16 protein-coding genes are annotated in these 17412 nt (G+C 70.3%); 6 read left to right on the top strand and 10 right to left on the bottom strand.

All coding sequences use genetic code 11. From position 1 onward, the window contains the following. The first annotated feature begins 66 nt into the window (after positions 1-66). Both ACZ6TI_RS26495 and ACZ6TI_RS26490 read left to right on the top strand, forming a co-directional pair. Positions 67-855, top strand: a complete 789-nt coding sequence (locus tag ACZ6TI_RS26495; RefSeq protein WP_465347848.1) for an SAM-dependent methyltransferase — start codon at positions 67-69, stop codon at positions 853-855. Positions 856-909: 54 nt separating this feature from the next. After that, positions 910-1782: a helix-turn-helix domain-containing protein gene (locus ACZ6TI_RS26490; RefSeq protein ID WP_465347847.1), complete on the top strand. Its 873-nt coding sequence runs from the start codon at positions 910-912 to the stop codon at positions 1780-1782. Between the two features lie 29 nt (positions 1783-1811). Here the strand turns inward: ACZ6TI_RS26490 and ACZ6TI_RS26485 are convergent, their stop codons facing one another. The 6 genes from ACZ6TI_RS26485 to ACZ6TI_RS26460 form a co-directional block, all read right to left on the bottom strand. Then, the gene (locus ACZ6TI_RS26485) at positions 1812-2777 is read right to left on the bottom strand and encodes a pectate lyase family protein (RefSeq protein ID WP_465347846.1); all 966 of its coding nucleotides are present in this window, start codon (positions 2775-2777) and stop codon (positions 1812-1814) included. Then, positions 2777-3721: a pectate lyase family protein gene (locus ACZ6TI_RS26480; RefSeq protein WP_465347845.1), complete on the bottom strand. Its 945-nt coding sequence runs from the start codon at positions 3719-3721 to the stop codon at positions 2777-2779. Before ACZ6TI_RS26480 ends, ACZ6TI_RS26485 begins: the two co-directional genes overlap by 1 nt. Next, a complete protein-coding gene (locus ACZ6TI_RS26475) occupies positions 3721-5298 on the bottom strand; it encodes a pectate lyase family protein (protein WP_465347844.1) in 1578 nt (525 codons plus the stop codon). Before ACZ6TI_RS26475 ends, ACZ6TI_RS26480 begins: the two co-directional genes overlap by 1 nt. Positions 5299-5725: 427 nt before the next feature. Next, positions 5726-6514 carry a hypothetical protein gene (locus ACZ6TI_RS26470; RefSeq protein ID WP_465347843.1) on the bottom strand — a complete coding sequence of 263 codons (789 nt, stop codon included), beginning with the start codon at positions 6512-6514 and terminating at the stop codon, positions 5726-5728. Then, complete coding sequence (locus tag ACZ6TI_RS26465) at positions 6501-6914, bottom strand: hypothetical protein (RefSeq protein WP_465347842.1); 414 nt, start codon at positions 6912-6914, stop codon at positions 6501-6503. Before ACZ6TI_RS26465 ends, ACZ6TI_RS26470 begins: the two co-directional genes overlap by 14 nt. Beyond that, positions 6911-7552, bottom strand: coding sequence for a hypothetical protein (locus ACZ6TI_RS26460; RefSeq protein ID WP_465347841.1), 642 nt, complete (start codon positions 7550-7552; stop codon positions 6911-6913). The genes ACZ6TI_RS26465 and ACZ6TI_RS26460 overlap by 4 nt, the downstream gene beginning before the upstream one ends. A 227-nt stretch (positions 7553-7779) precedes the next feature. Here ACZ6TI_RS26460 and ACZ6TI_RS26455 point away from each other — a divergent pair, with 227 nt between their 5' ends. Beyond that, complete coding sequence (locus tag ACZ6TI_RS26455) at positions 7780-8532, top strand: arsenate reductase/protein-tyrosine-phosphatase family protein (protein ID WP_465347840.1); 753 nt, start codon at positions 7780-7782, stop codon at positions 8530-8532. Then, positions 8529-8921: a VOC family protein gene (locus ACZ6TI_RS26450; RefSeq protein WP_465347839.1), complete on the top strand. Its 393-nt coding sequence runs from the start codon at positions 8529-8531 to the stop codon at positions 8919-8921. Before ACZ6TI_RS26455 ends, ACZ6TI_RS26450 begins: the two co-directional genes overlap by 4 nt. A 184-nt stretch (positions 8922-9105) precedes the next feature. Here ACZ6TI_RS26450 and ACZ6TI_RS26445 read toward each other — a convergent pair whose 3' ends face one another. The 3 genes from ACZ6TI_RS26445 to ACZ6TI_RS26435 are packed head-to-tail and all read right to left on the bottom strand — an operon-like array spanning position 9106 to position 11959. After that, positions 9106-9507 carry a DUF6223 family protein gene (locus tag ACZ6TI_RS26445; RefSeq protein ID WP_465347838.1) on the bottom strand — a complete coding sequence of 134 codons (402 nt, stop codon included), beginning with the start codon at positions 9505-9507 and terminating at the stop codon, positions 9106-9108. Between the two features lie 56 nt (positions 9508-9563). Further along, positions 9564-11531 (bottom strand): multicopper oxidase family protein, encoded by a 1968-nt coding sequence (locus ACZ6TI_RS26440; RefSeq protein ID WP_465347837.1) that lies wholly within the window; start codon positions 11529-11531, stop codon positions 9564-9566. Continuing rightward, complete coding sequence (locus ACZ6TI_RS26435; RefSeq protein WP_465347836.1) at positions 11528-11959, bottom strand: DUF6220 domain-containing protein; 432 nt, start codon at positions 11957-11959, stop codon at positions 11528-11530. Before ACZ6TI_RS26435 ends, ACZ6TI_RS26440 begins: the two co-directional genes overlap by 4 nt. 185 nt (positions 11960-12144) lie before the next feature. Between ACZ6TI_RS26435 and ACZ6TI_RS26430 the strand changes: the two genes are divergently transcribed. Together ACZ6TI_RS26430 and ACZ6TI_RS26425 are read left to right on the top strand one after the other, a co-directional pair. Continuing rightward, the gene (locus ACZ6TI_RS26430; RefSeq protein ID WP_465347835.1) at positions 12145-13359 is read left to right on the top strand and encodes a sensor histidine kinase; all 1215 of its coding nucleotides are present in this window, start codon (positions 12145-12147) and stop codon (positions 13357-13359) included. After that, positions 13356-14087 (top strand): response regulator transcription factor, encoded by a 732-nt coding sequence (locus ACZ6TI_RS26425; protein ID WP_465347834.1) that lies wholly within the window; start codon positions 13356-13358, stop codon positions 14085-14087. The genes ACZ6TI_RS26430 and ACZ6TI_RS26425 overlap by 4 nt, the downstream gene beginning before the upstream one ends. A gap of 85 nt (positions 14088-14172) precedes the next feature. Here ACZ6TI_RS26425 and ACZ6TI_RS26420 read toward each other — a convergent pair whose 3' ends face one another. Further along, the gene (locus tag ACZ6TI_RS26420) at positions 14173-17397 is read right to left on the bottom strand and encodes an FG-GAP-like repeat-containing protein (protein ID WP_465347833.1); all 3225 of its coding nucleotides are present in this window, start codon (positions 17395-17397) and stop codon (positions 14173-14175) included. Between the last annotated feature and the right edge of the window lie 15 nt (positions 17398-17412).

Raw genomic sequence — 17412 nt, 5'->3', positions numbered from 1 at the left:
TGGCCACAAGGTTTATGCTGGCGCGGATCTATCGGTCTTGTTCCATTCGAGCAGGAGGACGCGCACGTGGCGAACGACGAGCGGCCGGCACCCACTCTGGACACCTCCGTCCCGCAGACCGCGCGGATCTGGAACTACCTGCTGGGGGGCAAGGACAACTTCGCCGCGGACCGGGCGGTCGGCGATCAGATCCTCGTCGGTCAGCCGGAGCTCGCGGAGAACGCCCGCCTGAGCCGCGCCTTCCTGGTCCGCGCGGTGCGCTACCTGGCCGGCGAGGCCGGGGTGCGCCAGTTCCTGGACATCGGCACCGGCCTGCCCACCGCCAACAACACGCACGAGGTGGCCCAGGCGGTGAACCCGGAGGCCCGCATCGTCTACGTCGACAACGACCCGCTCGTGCTCGCCCACGCCCGCGCGCTGCTCACCAGCAAGCCCGAGGGCGCCACCGACTACATCGACGCCGACATGCACGACGTCGACCTCGTCCTGCGCGAGGCCGCCCGCACGCTCGACTTCTCCCAGCCGGTCGCCATTCTGTTCATGGGCGTCCTCGGCCACGTCGACGATGACGCCGTCGCGCAGGGCATGGTCCGCAAGGCGCTCGACGCGGTGCCGTCCGGCAGCTACCTCGCCCTCTACGACGGCACCGACATCACACCCGAGGTGGTGGAGGCGGCGCGCATCTGGAACGAGTCCGCGGCGTTGCCCTACCACCTGCGCAGCCCGGAGCGCCTCGCCCAGTTCTTCGAGGGACTCGAGCTGGTCGAGCCCGGCCTGCTCTCGGTGACCCGGTGGCGCCCGGACACCGAGGCCCGGGAGATCGATCAGTACGGCGCGGTGGGACGCAAGCCGTAAGCGGATGGGCGCCAGGCGACAACACCATGAGGTGGGCGGCTTAGGAGACGGACCATGAGCACCCCGCACCCGGACGGCGGTGGCCCCCTCGTGCGCCGCATGCAGCTGGGAGCGCAACTGCGCCGTCTTCGTGAGGCCGCGAGAATCAGTCGTGACGACGCCGGCTGGGCCATCCGCGGCTCCAGCTCGAAGATCAGCCGGATGGAACTCGGCCGGGTCGGCTTCAAGGAGCGCGACGTCGCTGACCTGCTGAAACTCTATGGCACCCACGACCCCCAGGAACATCAGCGGCTGCTCGCCCTGACCCGGGAGACGAACGAACCCGGCTGGTGGCACCAGTACAGCGACCTGCTCCCCGCCTGGTACCAGAACCACCTGGGTCTGGAGGACGCGGCGAGCCTGATCCGCACCTACGAGGTCCAGTTCGTTCCCGGGTTGCTGCAGACCGAGGCATATGCCCGGGCGGTGATCATGCTCGGGCACGGCCAGGCCGACATCAGCGAGCTGGACCGCCGGGTCGAGCTGCGGATGGCCCGCAAGCGGCTGCTCGACCGGCCGGACGGACCCCGCCTGTGGGCGGTGCTGGACGAGGCCGTGCTGCGCCGGCCGATCGGCGACAGAGACGTGCTGAGGGAGCAGGTGGCCGCGCTGCTGAAGCAGTGCGACCACCCCCACGTCAGTCTCCAGGTGATCCCGTTCGCCCTCGGCGGGCACGCGGCCGCGGGTGGCGCCTTCACGATTCTGCGGTTTCCCCTGGACGATCTGCCCGACACCGTCTACATGGAGCACCTCACCGGCGCGCTCTATCTCGACAAGCGCGAGGACATCGACCGATACACCGCCGCGGTGTCCAAGCTGATCATCGAGGCGAGACCCCCGGACCACACCCCGGACATCCTGCGCTCCGTGCTCAGAGACCTCGACTGACGGGTACGCAAGCCGCGTCGCCGTTCAGGTCAGATCTTTCCGGCGCCGGCTCCGGCCGGCACGATCGACGGTACGGACGAGGCCGGGTCCAGCGTGTACGGGTAGAACTGGCGCGCTTCGGCGACCGCACCACCCGTCTCGCAGGTTCCGGATCCGGTGAAGACGTTGCCGCGCTGCACCAGGCGGCCGGGCCCGCTGTCGGCATACCCGCTCGCGGAGAAGCACGGGAACGGGTTGTTCTCGAAGTAGTTGCCCTCGACGAGCACACCGCCGTTCATGGTGGAGGCCACCCCGTAGAGAGCGTTGCTCCTGAAGTAGTTGTTGTAGACGTGCACCGGCTCGCCGAAGCGGACCCGCGGATGCCGCTGGCGGGATCCGTCGAAGAAGTTGTGGTGGATGCTGACCTTCAGGTGGCCGACGTCGGTCGACGAGGCCCCGTCGGAGTGGCCGATCAGCATGCTCTTGTCGGTGCCGGCGAAGTGGTTCCAGGACACCGTGACGTAATCGGCGCCGCGCACGATGTCGATCGAGCCGTCCACCGGCCGCCGGAAGGTGTTGTGGTCGATCCAGATGTGGTGCGAGTTCTGGCCGACGTTCACCGCGTCGTCCTCGGCGTCGACGAACGTCAGGTTCCGCACGATCACGTTGGACGACCGGTAGAAGTCGAAACCGCCTCCCGAGACGGCCGGGTTCGCGCCGACCCCGATGATCGTCTTGTTCGGGCGTACGCCCTGTTTGCTCTCGATCTGGATCGTGCCCTGCACCTGGATCGTCAGGTGGCCGACCGTGTCGATGGCGTCCAGCAGCTCGTCGGTCGTGTCGACCGTGACGGTCGGGCCGGCGACACCACCGGTGGTGGTGGGCAGGCCGAGCGCGGCCACCGACGCGAACCCGTCCACCGCGTTGGACGCGGCCGCCGCGGCGGCCGTCGCGGCGATCAGGCTCCCACCGGTCACCAGCAGCGCCGGCAGTGCGGCGCAGAGCAGCTTGCGCATCAGATCCTCCCCACGCCGGCGCCCGAGCCGACGATCGACGGCACGCTGGACGCGGGGTCCAGCGTGTACGGGTAGTAGGACCGCGGCTCGGCCACGGCGCCGCCCGCCTCGCAGGCGCCGCTGTTCAGGAAGACGTTGCCGCGCTGGACCAGGCGGCCGGGTTCGCTCTCGGCGTATCCGCTGACCGAGTGGCACGGAAACTCGACGTTCTCGAAGTAGTTGCCCTCGACGACCACCCCGGCGTTCTCGGTGGAGGCGACGCCGTACTCGCCGTTGTCGCGGTAGTAGTTGTTGTAGACGTGCACCGGTTCGCCGAAGCGGACCCGTGGGTGCCGCTGGTTGGAGCCGTCGAAGTAGTTGTGGTGGTAGGTGACCTTCAGGTAGCCGATGTCGTCCCGGTAGGTGTCCGAGTGGCCGAGCAGCATGGACTTGTCGGTGCCGCGGAATCTGTTCCAGGACACCGTGACGAAGGTCGACTTACGCTTGATGTCCAGCGATCCGTCATAGCCCGGCAGGAACTCGTTGTGGTCGATCCACACGTGGTGGGCGCCGTTGGTGACGCTGATCGAGTCGTCGCTCGCGGTGCCGAAGCGGATGTTCCGGATGATCACGTTGTTGCCGGGCCGCGTGGTGGAGCCCAGTTGCAGGCCACCGCCCCTGATCTCGGCGCTCGAACCGACGCCGAGGATGCTCTTGTTCGCGACCACGGTGATCATGTCGCTGATCGAGATCGTGCCGGACACCAGGATCGTGTAGGGCGAGTTCGTGCCGGCGTACCGCGCGAGGTCGGTGCCGTTGGTGACCGTGACCGTCGGCCCGGCCGCGCCGCCGGTGGTGCCGGACAACCCGAGCCCGGCCACGGCGGCGAAGCCGTCCGGTCCGGCGGCCGCCTGCGGTGTGATCAGCACGGTGGCCGCGAGTGCGGCCGCGAGGGCGAGGTGCATCAGACCCTCCCCACACCCGCGCCGGCGGTCACGATCGACTTCACCGACGCCGGATCGTCCAGCGTGTACGGGTAGTAGGACGACGGCTCCTGCACGGTGCCGCTGCACTCCGGCGCGCCGGACTCGCCGGCGAACACGTTGTTGCGGGCCACGCAGCGGCCGGCCGGACCGGCGTACGTGTTGGTGACCGGCTCCTCGACATCCTCGAAGTAGTTGCCCTCGACCACGCAACCGCCGTTGTTCTGACAGGCGACCCCGGTGTCGGTGTTGTAGACGAAGTAGTTGTTGTAGACGTGCACCGGCTCACCGAACCGGACGCGTGGATTTCGCTGCGGCGTACGGTCGAAGAAGTTGTGGTGGTAACTCACCTTGAGCCGGCCGGTGTCCTGGGCCGAATTGTTGTCGTCGTGCCCGAGCAGCATGTTCTTGGTGTGGTGGTGGGTGTGGTTCCAGGAGACCGTCACATAGGACGAGCCGCGCTTGATGTCGATCAGCCCGTCGTACCCCTCGGCCAGGTCGTTGTGGTCGATCCAGACGTGGTGGCTGAACATCTGCACGTTGATCGAGTCGTCGGAGGCGTCGCGGAACGACAGGTTCTGGATGATGACGTTGTGCACGGCGTCGCTGGGCGGTGCTGTCACCGACGAGACCGGCAGGCCGACGTTGAAACCGCCGCCCGTGATGCCGGCATTCGCACCGACGCCGAGGATCGACTTGTCGCTGGTCACGTCGTACATGCCGGCCGGCAGCGCGATGGTGCCGGAGACGCAGACGGTCAGCGGCCCGCTGGTGGCGATCGCCGAGATCAGCTCGGCGGCGGTGTCGACCGCGACCGTAGGTCCGCCCGCGCCGCCGGAGGTGCCGCTCTGGCCCTGCGCGCTGACCGTGGCGAAGCCGGCCGGGGAACCCGAGACCCGGCAGTCACCGGCCGGGGGCGGCGTCGGGTCGGTGGGCGACGGGCCGGGGTCGACGGTGCCGGTGGTGACCGCGACGTCGTCGAAGACCCCGGAGGCGTAGTTGGCGATCAGCCCGGCGCGGCCGCCGGCGATGGCGCTGTCGGTGGCCTGGAGCACCCGCGTGCCGTCGAGAGAGGCGGTCAGCGTGGTGCCCTGGACGCTGAGCGACAGGGTGCGCCAGCCGGTGGCGCTGCCTGCCGGGGCCGTGCCGAGAACCGTCGCCGTGCCGCCGCTGACCCGTTGCAGTTGCGCCGCCGCGCCGCCGGTCAGGACCAGGGCGTAGAACTCGCTGGTCGACCGGGCTCGCGCGGCGATGCCGACGGACCGGGCGGAGCCGGCGAACGCGATCGGCTTGACCCGGGCCTGGACGGTGTAGTCGGTCCAGGAGGTGGCGCCGGCGAGGGCCTTCGCGTCGGCGCTGGTGCCGGACTGGCGGAAGGCGGACGTGCCGTCGACGACCACCGACCAGGAACCGCCGGATCGGCTCCAGCCGTTGGCGTTGCCGTCGTTGAAGTCGTCGGTGAACAGGGTGTCGGCGAGGGCGGGGCGGGCGGCGACGGCGGTCAGCACCACGGCGGTGGCGGTGATCGCGACGGCGGCGATCAGACGGAGGCGTGTCATGGGGGTCCTTCGGCGTGTGCCGGATGCCCCGGCGCAATGTGGACACGCGGCATCCCCATCCATTGGTGGCATGGCGAGAATGCGCGGGTCCCGGGGCGGATTCCGGTGTCGGCAATTCTTCGAACAATTGCGCGATCGTCCTGCGAAGCGTCAGGAATGCATGTCATCGACGATAGGTTCACGCATCGCCAAGGGTCAATATGATGCATATGCAGGAATGTTGCACCGCGCGGGCGTGCACGCGTCCGGCCCGGCCACATCGATGGCCGGGCTGAGCTCTTCGCCCCGTTTCGCTCGGGTGCGGGAGGGCCGGTGTTTGCAACCGTGTTTCCGTCGGCGGCCCTGTTCGCACATCGTGGCGCGCCCATTGCCGTCCCGAAAGGGCCTTCGCATCATCTGCGCGCACGGCGCAGCCTGTGGCGCGGGCTCAGCCGTTCAGGGTGACCTTGGGATCCGGGGGCGCGACCGACTCGGGCCAGAGCCCGTTGGTGAACCTGCTCTCGTTCACCAGGGTGTCCAGGACCTGCCGGGACCGTTCGCCGGCCACGATGATCCGGTTGCCGATGCCGATGAGGTTGTTGACCGAGGACTCCACGCACGCGCCCACCGCCGCCGCGAGGTCGGCGACGGCGAAGGGCACGTCGACAACCGTGGCGGCCTCGATGGCGGCGGTCGTGATCTCCCCGGCGACCGTGCCGACCACCGTTGCCAGATTCGTGACGTAATCGACGTTGGCCATCACGATCTCGTAGAGCCAGGCGCTGATGAAACCTGCCTGGTCGGCCAGCGCCTCGGTGGCGGCCGGCTGAAACACCAGGACCTGCTCCTTGTAGTGGACGGAGGTGTCGCCCTCCCACTTGGCCATGTCGGGGCTGGCCCACTTGGCGGTCGCGCCCACCATGTTGGAGATCGGCCGCTTGACCGCGTGCAGCCAGTGGAAGCTGATGTCGATCATCGAGATGATCGGCGAATAGTGGGCCAGGACCGCCGACACGATGTCCAGGATCTTGTTGATCGACGTGCGGATGGCGTCGATCAACCCGCGGACCCTGTTCTGCACCGACGCCGGAAGCTCCAGCCACCTCTTGTCGATGGCTTCGATCACGGCGGTGAAGCGGTTGGCGATGTCGTTGATCCGTTCGCGGATCCGCTCGATCTCCGTTTCGATCGCGCTCGTGTGGTCCAATGCCGTGTTCTGCGGCTCACTGGGGCTCATGAGCGGGCCTCCCGCCGTCGTCCGCCGACGCGTCCGGGTTGGCCGCCAGGGTTCCGTCGACGGTCGTTCGCTCGGTCCAGACCGCCTTGATGCTCTCCACGGCGATCTCGTCGACGCGGTCGAACTCGTCCGCCATCCAGTTCAACGCCTCCTGGATCTGCTCCCACTCGAAGGCCGCGCCGATGGTCAGCGTCTTGAAGTGGTTGAGGAACTGGCAGTAGGAATCCCAGTGGATCGCGGTCGGCACCATCTCGGTCGGGCCGATGAAGAACGACGACACCCCCAGCTCCAGGCCGTCCACGACCGGACTCTGGTAGACCTCCCGCATGTCGCCCGACAGCCGGCGCCACTTGTTCGCCTCTTCGCGGACAGTGTCGGTGATGATCTGCACGCTCGTCATCGGTCATCCCTCTCGATCGGCTGGGCGGCCTGCTGGAACAGCTCCATCGCCGCGGACCGCAGCTGCTCCGGGCCGGCCCGGTGGGCCGCCACCGGGTCGACCGCGATGCCGGTGATCGTGCGGCCCTCGCAGGTGGCGGTCATCAGCCCGGAGAGAGTGCGCAGCGTACGGATCTCGCGCGCCGCACGGGCAGCCTTGGTGGCGCGGTAGTACCGGTCCTCGGATTCGGTGATCCGCCGCCAGATCTCGCGGATGTCCGGTGCGGGATCCGCGACGGGCGGCGGCGTCGGCTCGACCGGCTCGGGGTCGTACCCGGCCCGCACCCTCTCCTCCTTCGCCAGCGCGTCCAGCGCGAGGGCGGTCATCATCGTGAACGACGCGTTGCGCCTCGCCTCCAGCAGCGCCTCGCCCAGCTCGGACGAGGTCAGCTCCCGCTGCCAGTCCGACCGGAAGTGCACGTCGACGACCGCGTTGGTGTGATCGACGGCCACCCGCACCGTGCCGGTGTCGTCGCCGGTCTCCACGAACGGCGGAGCCCGATAGGTCAGCCCGCCGGCCGCCTCGAGCTCAGCCAGCGCATCAGCGCGCATCTGTTCCCGGTCGCCCGCGAAGGCCAACTCGGGCAGGACGAAGTCCACTTCAGACAGCCCCTCTCGATCCCCCCGTGGCACACCGATCCGAAGCCGCCGCACGGCCCGGACCACACGGCAGGATTCGACGGGGTGTCTTTTCCACGGACGACCATAGGGCCGTCTCCGCGGCGCTAACGCCGTGGACCGCGGATCCGGTGCGCACCTGCGCAACGCATCCGGTCGGTCGCTATTGCATCAAACTGATTTGATGTAATCTCTGAGGGGTGGTTCCCGTGGAGAGTCGACCGTCGTCTGCGCCTCCGGTGTTCCTGCAGGCCGCAGGGCATCCGGTGCGGTGGCGGCTGTTGAGCGAGCTGGCGCACAGCGACCGGCGGGTGCACGAGTTGACGGCGTTGCTCGGTCAGCAGCAGAGTCTGGTCTCATACCATCTGGGGCTTTTGCGCAAGGCCGATCTGGTGCGCTCCCGGCGCAGTTCGGCGGACAGCCGCGACACCTACTACCGGTTGGACATCGCCCGCTGCGGTGAGCTGCTGGCGGCGGTCGGCGGCGCGCTGCACCCTTCGCTGGGACCGACCTCGCCCGCGTCGGCGCCGCCGGTGCGAGCGCGGGTTCTGTTTCTCTGCACCGGCAACAGTTCGCGCTCGCAGATGGCTGAGGCCCTGCTGCGCCGCCGGTCCGGTGGTGCGGTGTCGGCGTTCAGCGCGGGCAGCCGGCCCAAGCCGGTCCATCCGGACGCGGTCGCCACGATGGCCGGGCTCGGCGTCGACATCAGTGCGGCCCGGTCCAAGCATCTCGACGAGTTCACCGGCCAGCATTTCGACTTCGTGGTCACCCTGTGCGACAAGATCCGCGAGGTGTGCCCGGAGTTTCCCGGCCGTCCGGCCGGCATCCATTGGAGCATTCCGGATCCGTCCACCGAGCCGGATGGGCAGGCGGCGTTCGAGCGGGTCGCGGCCGGGCTGGGGGAGCGGATCGAGTTGCTGTTGCACGTGCTCACTGTCCGATCCGAAACGGAGGCGTCATGACGACACCGATCGACGACACCGTCAACGTCCGCTACCTGGTGGACGATGTGCAGGCGGCGGTCGACTTCTACACGACTCATCTGGGGTTCACGCCGGACTCGGTGTTCCTGCCGGCTTTCGCGGACGTGCGGCTCGGCCGTCTGCGTCTGCTGCTGTCGGGTCCGACGAGTTCGGCCGGGCGGGCGTTGCCGGGTGGTCGGCAGCCGCAGCCGGGTGGGTGGAACCGCATCCATCTGATCGTCGAGGACATCGACAAGGCGGTGGCCGAGTTGCGCGCCGGCGGCGTGGAGTTCCGCAGTGACATCGTGTCCGGGCCGGGTGGCCGGCAGGCTGTGCTCGACGATCCGGCCGGTAACCCGGTCGAGTTGTTCCAGCCCGCCGGACGCTGACCGGGCGACGAGCCGTCCGCCGGTCTCGGCACCGTTGCCCGGCGACAGGCCGGATCGGGTGTGTCGGTTCCGGTGGGCCGCCGCCGCACATCCGCAGACGGTGTCGATGCTCGCCAGTCCGACGACCACCGGCAGGCGAATGGCGGCGACCGACCGGTCGCCGCCATTGTCGTGGCGTCGCGGGTCAGGCGGCGCGGCGGGACCGGGCGAGTGCCATCCCGCCGGCGAGAAGCCCGATCAGGGCCAGCACCACCGCCACGATGGCGCCGCCCAGGCCGTTGCCGGTGCCGACACCGCCGTCCGCGCCCAGCAGCGCGATCACGCCGACGACCAGGCCGGCGAGCGCCAGCACCACGGCGACGATGGCGACCATCCGGCCGTTGCCCGCCGGGCGAGCGGCGGAGCGCAGCGCCCAGACACCGGCGATCACCCCGAGCAGCGCGAGCGCCAAGGCGATCGTGGCTCCGGCTCGGCCGGAGCCGCCGGTCTCCGTTGCGGCCGAAACCTGAGCTGCGGCCGGTGCGGCGATGGCGAGTGAGCCGAGCACCGCGGTGGCGACGGCAGTGAAAAGACGACGAACGGACATCGGGATTCCCTTCGGACAGCGGAATGGCAACGGTCAGGTGTTCCAGTGGCGTGCGGCTAGTGCGCGTGGGACGCGTCGAATGGAGTGCTGACGCCGTCGTAGACGAGGCGCAGCATCATGCCCTGCTCCTGATGCGGCAGGTTGTGGCAGTGGTTCATCCAGATCCCCGGGTTGTCGGCCCGGAAAGCCACCTCCCAGACCTCACCCGGCCGCACGTCGAAGGTGTCCATCCACACCGGGCTGCCCGAGGAGCGCGTGCCGTCCCTCGAGACGATCAGCACCGAGTGGCCGTGCAGATGCCACGGGTGGGTCTCCACGCTCCGGTTGACCACGGTGAAGCGGACCACGTCGCCCTCGGCCACGAGCTGGTCGGGGACCGATGGATGCCCGAGGCCGTCGACCGTCTGCGCATAGGAAGGGCTGCCGTCGACCATCGCCAGGGATCGGTCCAGCACGATGGTGAAGTGCCGATCGGCGTCGTCGACATTGAACGGCACGGCTGCGGGCTCGCCGTAGTGCAGCAGGTCCAGCTCGGGCCATCCGGAGGTGTCCGGCAGCACCGGCTCGCTCCCGGCCGGGCCGGTGGGTCGCAGCAGGACACCGCGGTCGTTCCGGCCGTCGAGCACCAGCGCGATCGGTGTGGCCGGCATGGTCAGGACCACGTCGTACCGTCCGCCCGCCGGCAGGCGAAGCCCGGCCTCGCGCACCTCGCCCGGCCGATGGAGATCGCGGCCGTCGACGGCCGTCACCCGGAACGCCGCGCCGGTGACGGCGAACCGGTGCGGGGTCGAATCCGTGTTGATCAGTCGGAGTCGCACGGACGCTCCGGGGCCGGCCTCGTGGACGGCGCGCCCCTCCTGATCGCCGATCACCACCGCGCTGTCGAACGTGTGCACGGGCAGCGTCAGGTCCAGCTCCACCTTCTCCGGCCGGTCCGGCCGCCGCGTCACCACGAGCGTCCCGTACAGGCCTTTCCGGACGGCCGGATGCGAGGCCTGGTGGGTGTGGTACCAGTACGTCCCCAGCTGGTCGGCGCCGAACCGGTAGACGAACTCACCGCCCGGTGGCACGGCGTGCTGGGTGGCGCCGGGCGCGCCGTCCTCGCCGCAGGGCACGTCGTAGCCGTGCCAGTGCACGGTGACGCCGTCCTCGACATCGGCGTTGCGCAACGTCACCTCGATGAGGTCACCCTCCGTCGCGGTGATCGCCGGACCGGGGAGCTTGCCGTCATAGGTCCACGCACTGACATCGTGGCCGGAGGAGAGGCGCACCGTCGCGGTCCGGGCGGTGACGGTGTGCCGCCGGATGGTGCCGGCGGGGCCGGGTGCACCGGGACCGCGCAGGTCGGCCACCGACACCGTCGTCGCGGCGGCCGGCCCCGGCCCACCGCCGGTCACGACGGTGCGGGGGCGCCGGAAGAGCAGGCCGGTCCCGGTGATCCCGGCTCCCGCGGCGACCGCGCCGACCAGGCTGACGAAACGGCGCCGGGAGAGCTTGCCGCGCGGCGCCGCCGTCGGACCGTCCGGCGGGTCGGCGTCGGCGGGCTCCCCGGCCGGTGCCGCGATGACCCTCGAGGTCAGCAGCGCGCCGGCGCAGACCAGCGAGACGGCGATCAGCGCGGTGCTCCACCGCAGCGGGTACCCGGCGACGAAGGTGACCACGAGACCGGCCAGGGCCGCGTACCCGGCAGTGAAGAGGGCGACCACCGCACCGGCCGGCACGGTCCCGGCGGGCGTCCGGCCGGCGAGGCGCAGCCGAGGCCAGGCGACGAGCACGGCGGCCAGCCCGGAGAGGCCGAGCAGGGGAAGGCCGAGCAGCGCCTTCTCCTGGACGAACCACCAGCCTCGAGCGGACAGTGCCGCCACGCTCGCGATCCGGATCACCGTCGCCGCGACCGCGGCGATGAGCAGCGCGGAGGAGAGCCGGTAGCGCCGCAGCGCGGCCGTGACGGCGGCGCCGAACCAGGCGGCCACACCGAGCAGCGCGACCCCGTGGTCCAGCAGGATCAGGTGAACCGCGGTCATGACACCGATCGCGCCGGGCTGCCGGCGGGCGCCGTCGCGGCCGACGCCCGGGACTGCCGCACGATCATGCCGATCACGGCCATCATGGCCAGGCCGTTGACCGCGTGCAGGCCGAACACGAGCTGTCCGGCCGTCGTGGTCTCCCCGGTGTCACCGAATGCCTTGGCGATCACCACGATCACGGCCTGCAGGAGGCCGAGCCCCGCGATCAGGCCGGACAGGCCGATGAGACGCCCGGGCATGCGGGCGATGGCGGCGAAGACGGTCAGCAGAATGGCGAGGACGACGGTGCCGAGCCCCAGCATCCGGTGCGGGCGGAACGCCTCCTCGGCGGGGGCGGAGTCGAACGCCCCGCTGGCGGCCAGGAAGAACTGCACGACGATGGCCAGCATGACCAACGCGGCCAGTCCATTGAATGCCTTGCGCATGGGAGAGCCCCCTCAGGTCGAGGAAGCGATCGTCGCATCGGCGGTGCGGCCGGGTCCTCGGCCGAGGGACGGCTATCGCCTACGCTCTCGGGCGTAGGCGGCCCGGCGCCGACCGCGCTCCTCGTCGTAGGCACGTACGCGTCTGACGGGAGTCGCGTCGTTCCCGCGCTGTCTACGATGTCGGCATGCGGGACCGAATCAGCTCGCTCCGGCCGCCCACCTGGGCGCAGGACCTGATCATCGCGATCTTCGTGACGGTGATGCAGGTTCAGGGGTCTCTCCGGCGGGTGGCGGCGGAGCCCGAGACGGTGCTGCGCCCGCTGTCCGATCTCGGATACCTGGGCTTCGCCCTGATCATCGTCAGCGGCGCCGTGCTGGCGGTCCGGCGCCGCTGGCCGGTCGCGGTGTTCGTCACGACGGCGTTGTCCAGCGTGGGTTATTACACCCTCGACTTTCCCGACGGCCCGAGCTGGCTCGGGCTCTTCGTCGCGACGTACACGCTCACCGCCCTCGGCGACGGCCGGCGGTCCCTCGTGCTGGCCGGGGTGGGCATCGCGGCGATGGCCACCTGCTGGCTGGTCGCCGCGGCCGACATCGAGCCCCGGGCCGCGATCGGGTGGGTGTTCTTCCGGATCGGGGGCAGCATCATGAGCGCCGCCCTGGGCGAGTCCGTGCGGTCCCGGCGGGTGATCGCGGCCGAGGCGGTGGCCCGGGCGGACGCGGCCGAACGGACCCGGGAGGAGGAGGCCCGCGCCCGGGTGGACGCCGAGCGGCTGCGGATCGCCCGGGAGGTGCACGACACCGTCGCGCACGCCATCGCGATCATCAACATCCAGGCCGGCGTCACCGCGCACGTGCTCGACAAGCGGCCGGAACGGGCCCGCGAGACGTTGCGGACCATCGAGCAGACCAGCTCCCGGGCACTGCAGGAGATGCGGACCGTCCTCGGCGTGCTGCGCGACTCCGGCGGGGACCGGGCGCCGGCTCCCGGCCTGACCGAGATCGACGAGCTCACCGCCACCGCCCGCGAGGCCGGACTCGACATCAAGCTGGAGCTGACCGAGCCACCGTCGCCGCCGCCCAGCGTGGTCAGCGGCGCCACCTACCGCATCGTGCAGGAGTCGATCACCAACGTGATCCGGCACGTCGGCCCGACCCGGGTGAAGGTCGTGCTGGAATACGGGATCGACACCCTGGAGGTCCGGGTGACCAACGAGGCGGGCCATGCCGGGGCAGAGAACGGGCGCACGGTCCCGGCGGAGCCCGGACGCGGCATCCTCGGGATGCGCGAGCGCTGCCTCCTGCTGGGTGGCGAGCTGGCCGCGGGGCGGCTGCCGGACGGCGGCTTCGAGGTCAAGGCCCGGCTGCCGCTGGCGCCGGCCGAACCGGTGCGCCGGTGAGCCCGGACGACGTGTCATCCGGCGGTCCGCCGATCAGGGTGCTGCTCGCCGACGACGAGTGGCTGGTGCGTTCCGGATTCAAGCTGCTGCTCGACGTCGAGGACGACATCGAGGTGGTGGCCGAGGCCACCACCGGCATCGAGGCCGTCGCACAGGCCCGCGCCACCCGGCCGGACGTCGTCCTGATGGACATCCGGATGCCCAAGCTGGACGGGATCCAGGCGACCGGCGAGATCGCCCGGACCGTCGGCCTCCAGCAGGTCCGGGTGTTGATCCTGACCACCTACGAGACGGACGAGTACGTGTTCGAGGCGCTCGAGGCGGGCGCGTCCGGATTCCTGCTGAAGGACGCCGGCCCCGCCGAGCTGCTGCACGCCATCCGGGTCGTCGCCGCCGGCGAGGCACTGCTGGCGCCGCGCATCACCCGCCGCCTGATCGCGCAGGTCACCTCGGCCCGCACGGTGGCCAGGAACAGCGCGGACCGGCTGGCGGTGCTGACCCAGCGCGAGCGTGAGGTGCTGGCGCTGGTGGGGCAGGGGCTGAGCAATGACGAGATCGGCGCCGAGCTGTTCCTCAGCCCGGCGACCGCCCGCACTCACGTCAGCCATGCGATGGGCAAACTGGGCGCCCGGGACCGCGCGCAACTGGTGGTCATCGCCTTTCAGACGGGCCTGGTCAGCCCGCTCACCGACGAGGTGCGCCGCCCCGGGCACGCCCCTGGTCCCTGAGCGGCGGGAACCACCCGACGGACGCCGGGGTGGCACTGGGCTGCGACACCCAGCGCCACGACACCCGGCGTCCGGCGAGCGCGGCTCAGCCCGGGGGCGCCGAGCCGCTGGAGTAGGACAACCGCGTCATCGCGCCGGTGCGGTCGCCCACGTAGAACTCCCGGCCGAGCCCGCTGCCCACGCTGACCGTCCACATCGGGGTGTCCTTGCGCATCACCCGCACGGTGGTCAGCGACTGGGTGTGCACAGCGTGCACGCCCCGGTCGGTGCTGACGAACAGCATGCCCCCGACCGGGTCGGCGCCGATCGACCGGACGCTTCCGGGCATGGCCAGGGTGGCCGTGATCGCGAGCGTGGCCTTGTCGAACACGGTCACCCCCGGCTGGACACCGCCGCCGCCGAGGTTGCCCACGTAGACCCGGTTCTGGTCCACGGTGACCGCCCGCGGCAGCGTGAAGCCCGGGATCGGCACCGGTGGCCGTGCCGTCACCGTGGACCCGGTGTCGGTCACGACGCCGAGCGCGTTGACGAACGGCTGATAGGAACGGTTGTCCAGGGCCAGATACACGGTGCCGGCGGCCTCGTCCACCGCGAGCCCGGTCGGGCCGGGCCCGACGTCGACCTTGGTCGCCAGCGTGTCGGTCGCGCCGTTGATCACCGCCAGCTTCTCCTGGTACGGCAGCGTGACGTAGACCCGGTTGAGGCGCGAGTTGACCGCCACGTCGATCGGCGCCTGGCCGGTCGGGATCGTGGCCTTCACCGCCAGCGTGGCGCCGTCGATCACCGACACGCTGTAGCTGCTCGGCCCGTAGTTCACCACGTAGATCTTGTTGGTGACCGGGTTGACCGCGACCGACCGCGGTTCATGACCGACCGTGATCCGCTTGAGGACCCGCAGGGTGGCCCGGTCCAGCACCACCAACTGGCCCGCGTGCGGGTCGCCGTGCGGGTTGCCGATCGGGTGATAGCCCCAGGTCACATAGATCCGATTCGCGTCGTGCGCCACCCCGGGCGCGTCGGCTTCGGTGCCGGGCGGCACGGCGCCGAAGCTCAGCGTGCGGTCCGGATAGACGGACTGGTCCTGGGTGGCGACGATCGCCTCGAGCTGACCCGTGGTCAGCTCGGCCGGCAAGGGCGCCGGCGTGTCGGCCGCGCGTTCCCGCACCCGGAATTCGAGCTGGGCCCAGTCGTCGTGATCCTTGAGGAGCCGCATGTCGGTGCCGGACGGCTGATCCTGGTAGTCCACCGGTTCGCCGTCGCTGCCCCGGGCGGCGTCAGTCTCGCAGACGTAGTTGGCTCCGGCATGGATGACCATGGTCGGGTTGACCGCCGACTGCGGTGGCACCGCCTTGCGATCGTCGCCCGCGGTCGGGCTGGTGAGCTGCTTGTCCTTGCCGGGGCTGACACAGTCGCCACCGTTGTCGCCGTTGATGTCGACGTCGATGCCGCTGTCCTGATCACTGGTGTTCCCGTTGTAGTTCAGCGGTCCTTCGCCCGGCCCGTACGAGAGGGTGGTGCCGTTTCGGTAGAACCCGGTCCGCACGGTCGCGTCGCCGATGCCGCGCCGCTCGTCCAGGGACGACTGGTCCAGGTCGGCGTGCTTGCCGGTGGAGAAGTCCAGCCGGTTGCCCGGCAGCAGACCCAGCGGGAAGGCGTAGTTCATCAGGCTGATGTAGTTCGGTTTGAAGTTGATGCTGTCCGACCCGCCGTGTCCCAGGCCCAGGGTGTGGCCCAGCTCGTGCATGAACGTGGCCGCCTGTCCCTGCGTCGCGCCCAGCGAGCCGGTGGTGTCGCCGAGGCTGACCACGAAGTCCTTGCCCATGGCGAGGCCGCCGTAGTCGTCCCCGGAGGTCACCAGCTTGTGCGCCCAGAGCGCGTAGTGGACGTAGGGCCGCTGCGGATCGGCGAGCCGATCGTGCCCGCCGGGGTTGTTGCCGTTGTTGTTCGTGCCGTCCCGGATGTCGCTGAAGTCGGCGTAGATCTGATCGTCGTCGCCGCTGGGGGTGAGCAGGGTCCGGTGCGGATACTCCTCGCCAGGCAGGAGCACGAGGAGGACGCCGCCGTTGTTGGCGTAGTTCGGGAAGGGGCACTTGGCCAGGGGTGGACGGGGCGCCTTGGCGAACGCGTCCTTGACCAGTTGCATGGCTGCCTCGGCCGGGGCGTGCGGGTGCGCGCCCGTGCCGGTGGTCGCGGCCATGTGGTCGGCCTTCACGAAGATCGTCGGCCGGCACGGGCTCGCGCCGAAGTCCTGCGGCCGGAACGACCAGCCGCCGTCGGGGGTCCGGATGCCGAAGCGTTCGACCTGGTCGGGAATGCCGTCGGTGTCCACGTCCCGGCTGCCGCCGACCACCAGGAAGTCGTCGTCGTCGAAGCCGGAGTGGTCGACGAATCCCACCTGGTTGCCGAGGAAGTCGTAGACGTCGATGTCGCCGTTGCCGTCTCCGGCGACCAGGATCTCGTCCTTGCCGTCGCCGTTCACGTCACCGGCCGCGAAGCCGTCGTCGGCGGTGTAGGACGTCGCCACGTCCGGGAGGATCGGCTGACCCAGGTGATTGAAGATGTCCACCTGGTGCCCCACGTCGCCCGCGATGAGGATCTCCACGATGCCGTCGCCGTTGACGTCGCCCAGCGCGAAGTTGTCGTCGGAGTTGTAGCCGGTGTCGAAGAAGCCGTGCAGCTGGGTGCCGTCACCGCGATAGAAGTAGGCGTCGCCGTTGCCGTCGCCGAGGATGACGATCTCCTCGCGGCCGTCCCCGTCCACATCGCCGGCGGCGAGGTAGTCGCTGCCGTCCAGGACGGAGGGGAAGTCGTCCAGCTTGGCGCCGGTGTCGGCGTACACCTCGACCAGGCCGTCGCCGTCCCCGGCGATGATGATCTCGTCCTTGCCGTCGCCGTCGAGGTCGCCGGCGGCCAGCCGGTCCCCGCCGTCGGCGAAGGTGCCGAACGGCTGGTGCCCGGTGCCGTCGTCCTCGAACACGGTCAGGCCGCCGGTCGTGGTGCCCAGCACGAGGAGTTCCTCGACGCCGTCTCCGTCGACGTCCCCGGAGGTGAACTGGTCTCCGCCGTTCATGCCGCTGGCGAAGCTGTGGCTGAAGGAGCCGTCGGCCCGGTACACGTTGACCTGGCCCTCGTTGTTGCCGACCTGGTAGATCAGGGCGCCGTTGGCCACATCGGCGGCGGCCGGGCCGGCCACCACCACGACCCCGAGCAGCCCGGCGGCCATCGCCACGACGGTCGCCGCCGCCGCGATCGGCCGTCCGCGCCGCCGTCTGTAGCGGTGGCGGTGTGTGAGCACATGGTGAGAAGTCATGCGGCGAGCCTGAGC

The organism is Actinoplanes sp. NPDC051388 (assembly GCF_055586225.1).
Note: the sequence above shows the minus strand (reverse complement) of the source record. Positions and strands in the feature narration are given on the sequence as shown.

Excerpts from the sequence above, each read along its gene's own strand:
- ACZ6TI_RS26490 (WP_465347847.1), top strand. The coding sequence starts at position 910 with ATGAGCACCCCGCACCCGGACGGCGGTGGCCCCCTCGTGCGCCGCATG.
- ACZ6TI_RS26485 (WP_465347846.1), bottom strand. The coding sequence starts at position 2,777 with ATGCGCAAGCTGCTCTGCGCCGCACTGCCGGCGCTGCTGGTGACCGGT.
- ACZ6TI_RS26480 (WP_465347845.1), bottom strand. The coding sequence starts at position 3,721 with ATGCACCTCGCCCTCGCGGCCGCACTCGCGGCCACCGTGCTGATCACA.
- ACZ6TI_RS26475 (WP_465347844.1), bottom strand. The coding sequence starts at position 5,298 with ATGACACGCCTCCGTCTGATCGCCGCCGTCGCGATCACCGCCACCGCC.
- ACZ6TI_RS26470 (WP_465347843.1), bottom strand. The coding sequence starts at position 6,514 with ATGAGCCCCAGTGAGCCGCAGAACACGGCATTGGACCACACGAGCGCG.
- ACZ6TI_RS26465 (WP_465347842.1), bottom strand. The coding sequence starts at position 6,914 with ATGACGAGCGTGCAGATCATCACCGACACTGTCCGCGAAGAGGCGAAC.
- ACZ6TI_RS26450 (WP_465347839.1), top strand. The coding sequence starts at position 8,529 with ATGACGACACCGATCGACGACACCGTCAACGTCCGCTACCTGGTGGAC.
- ACZ6TI_RS26445 (WP_465347838.1), bottom strand. The coding sequence starts at position 9,507 with ATGTCCGTTCGTCGTCTTTTCACTGCCGTCGCCACCGCGGTGCTCGGC.
- ACZ6TI_RS26440 (WP_465347837.1), bottom strand. The coding sequence starts at position 11,531 with ATGACCGCGGTTCACCTGATCCTGCTGGACCACGGGGTCGCGCTGCTC.
- ACZ6TI_RS26435 (WP_465347836.1), bottom strand. The coding sequence starts at position 11,959 with ATGCGCAAGGCATTCAATGGACTGGCCGCGTTGGTCATGCTGGCCATC.
- ACZ6TI_RS26430 (WP_465347835.1), top strand. The coding sequence starts at position 12,145 with ATGCGGGACCGAATCAGCTCGCTCCGGCCGCCCACCTGGGCGCAGGAC.
- ACZ6TI_RS26420 (WP_465347833.1), bottom strand. The coding sequence starts at position 17,397 with ATGACTTCTCACCATGTGCTCACACACCGCCACCGCTACAGACGGCGG.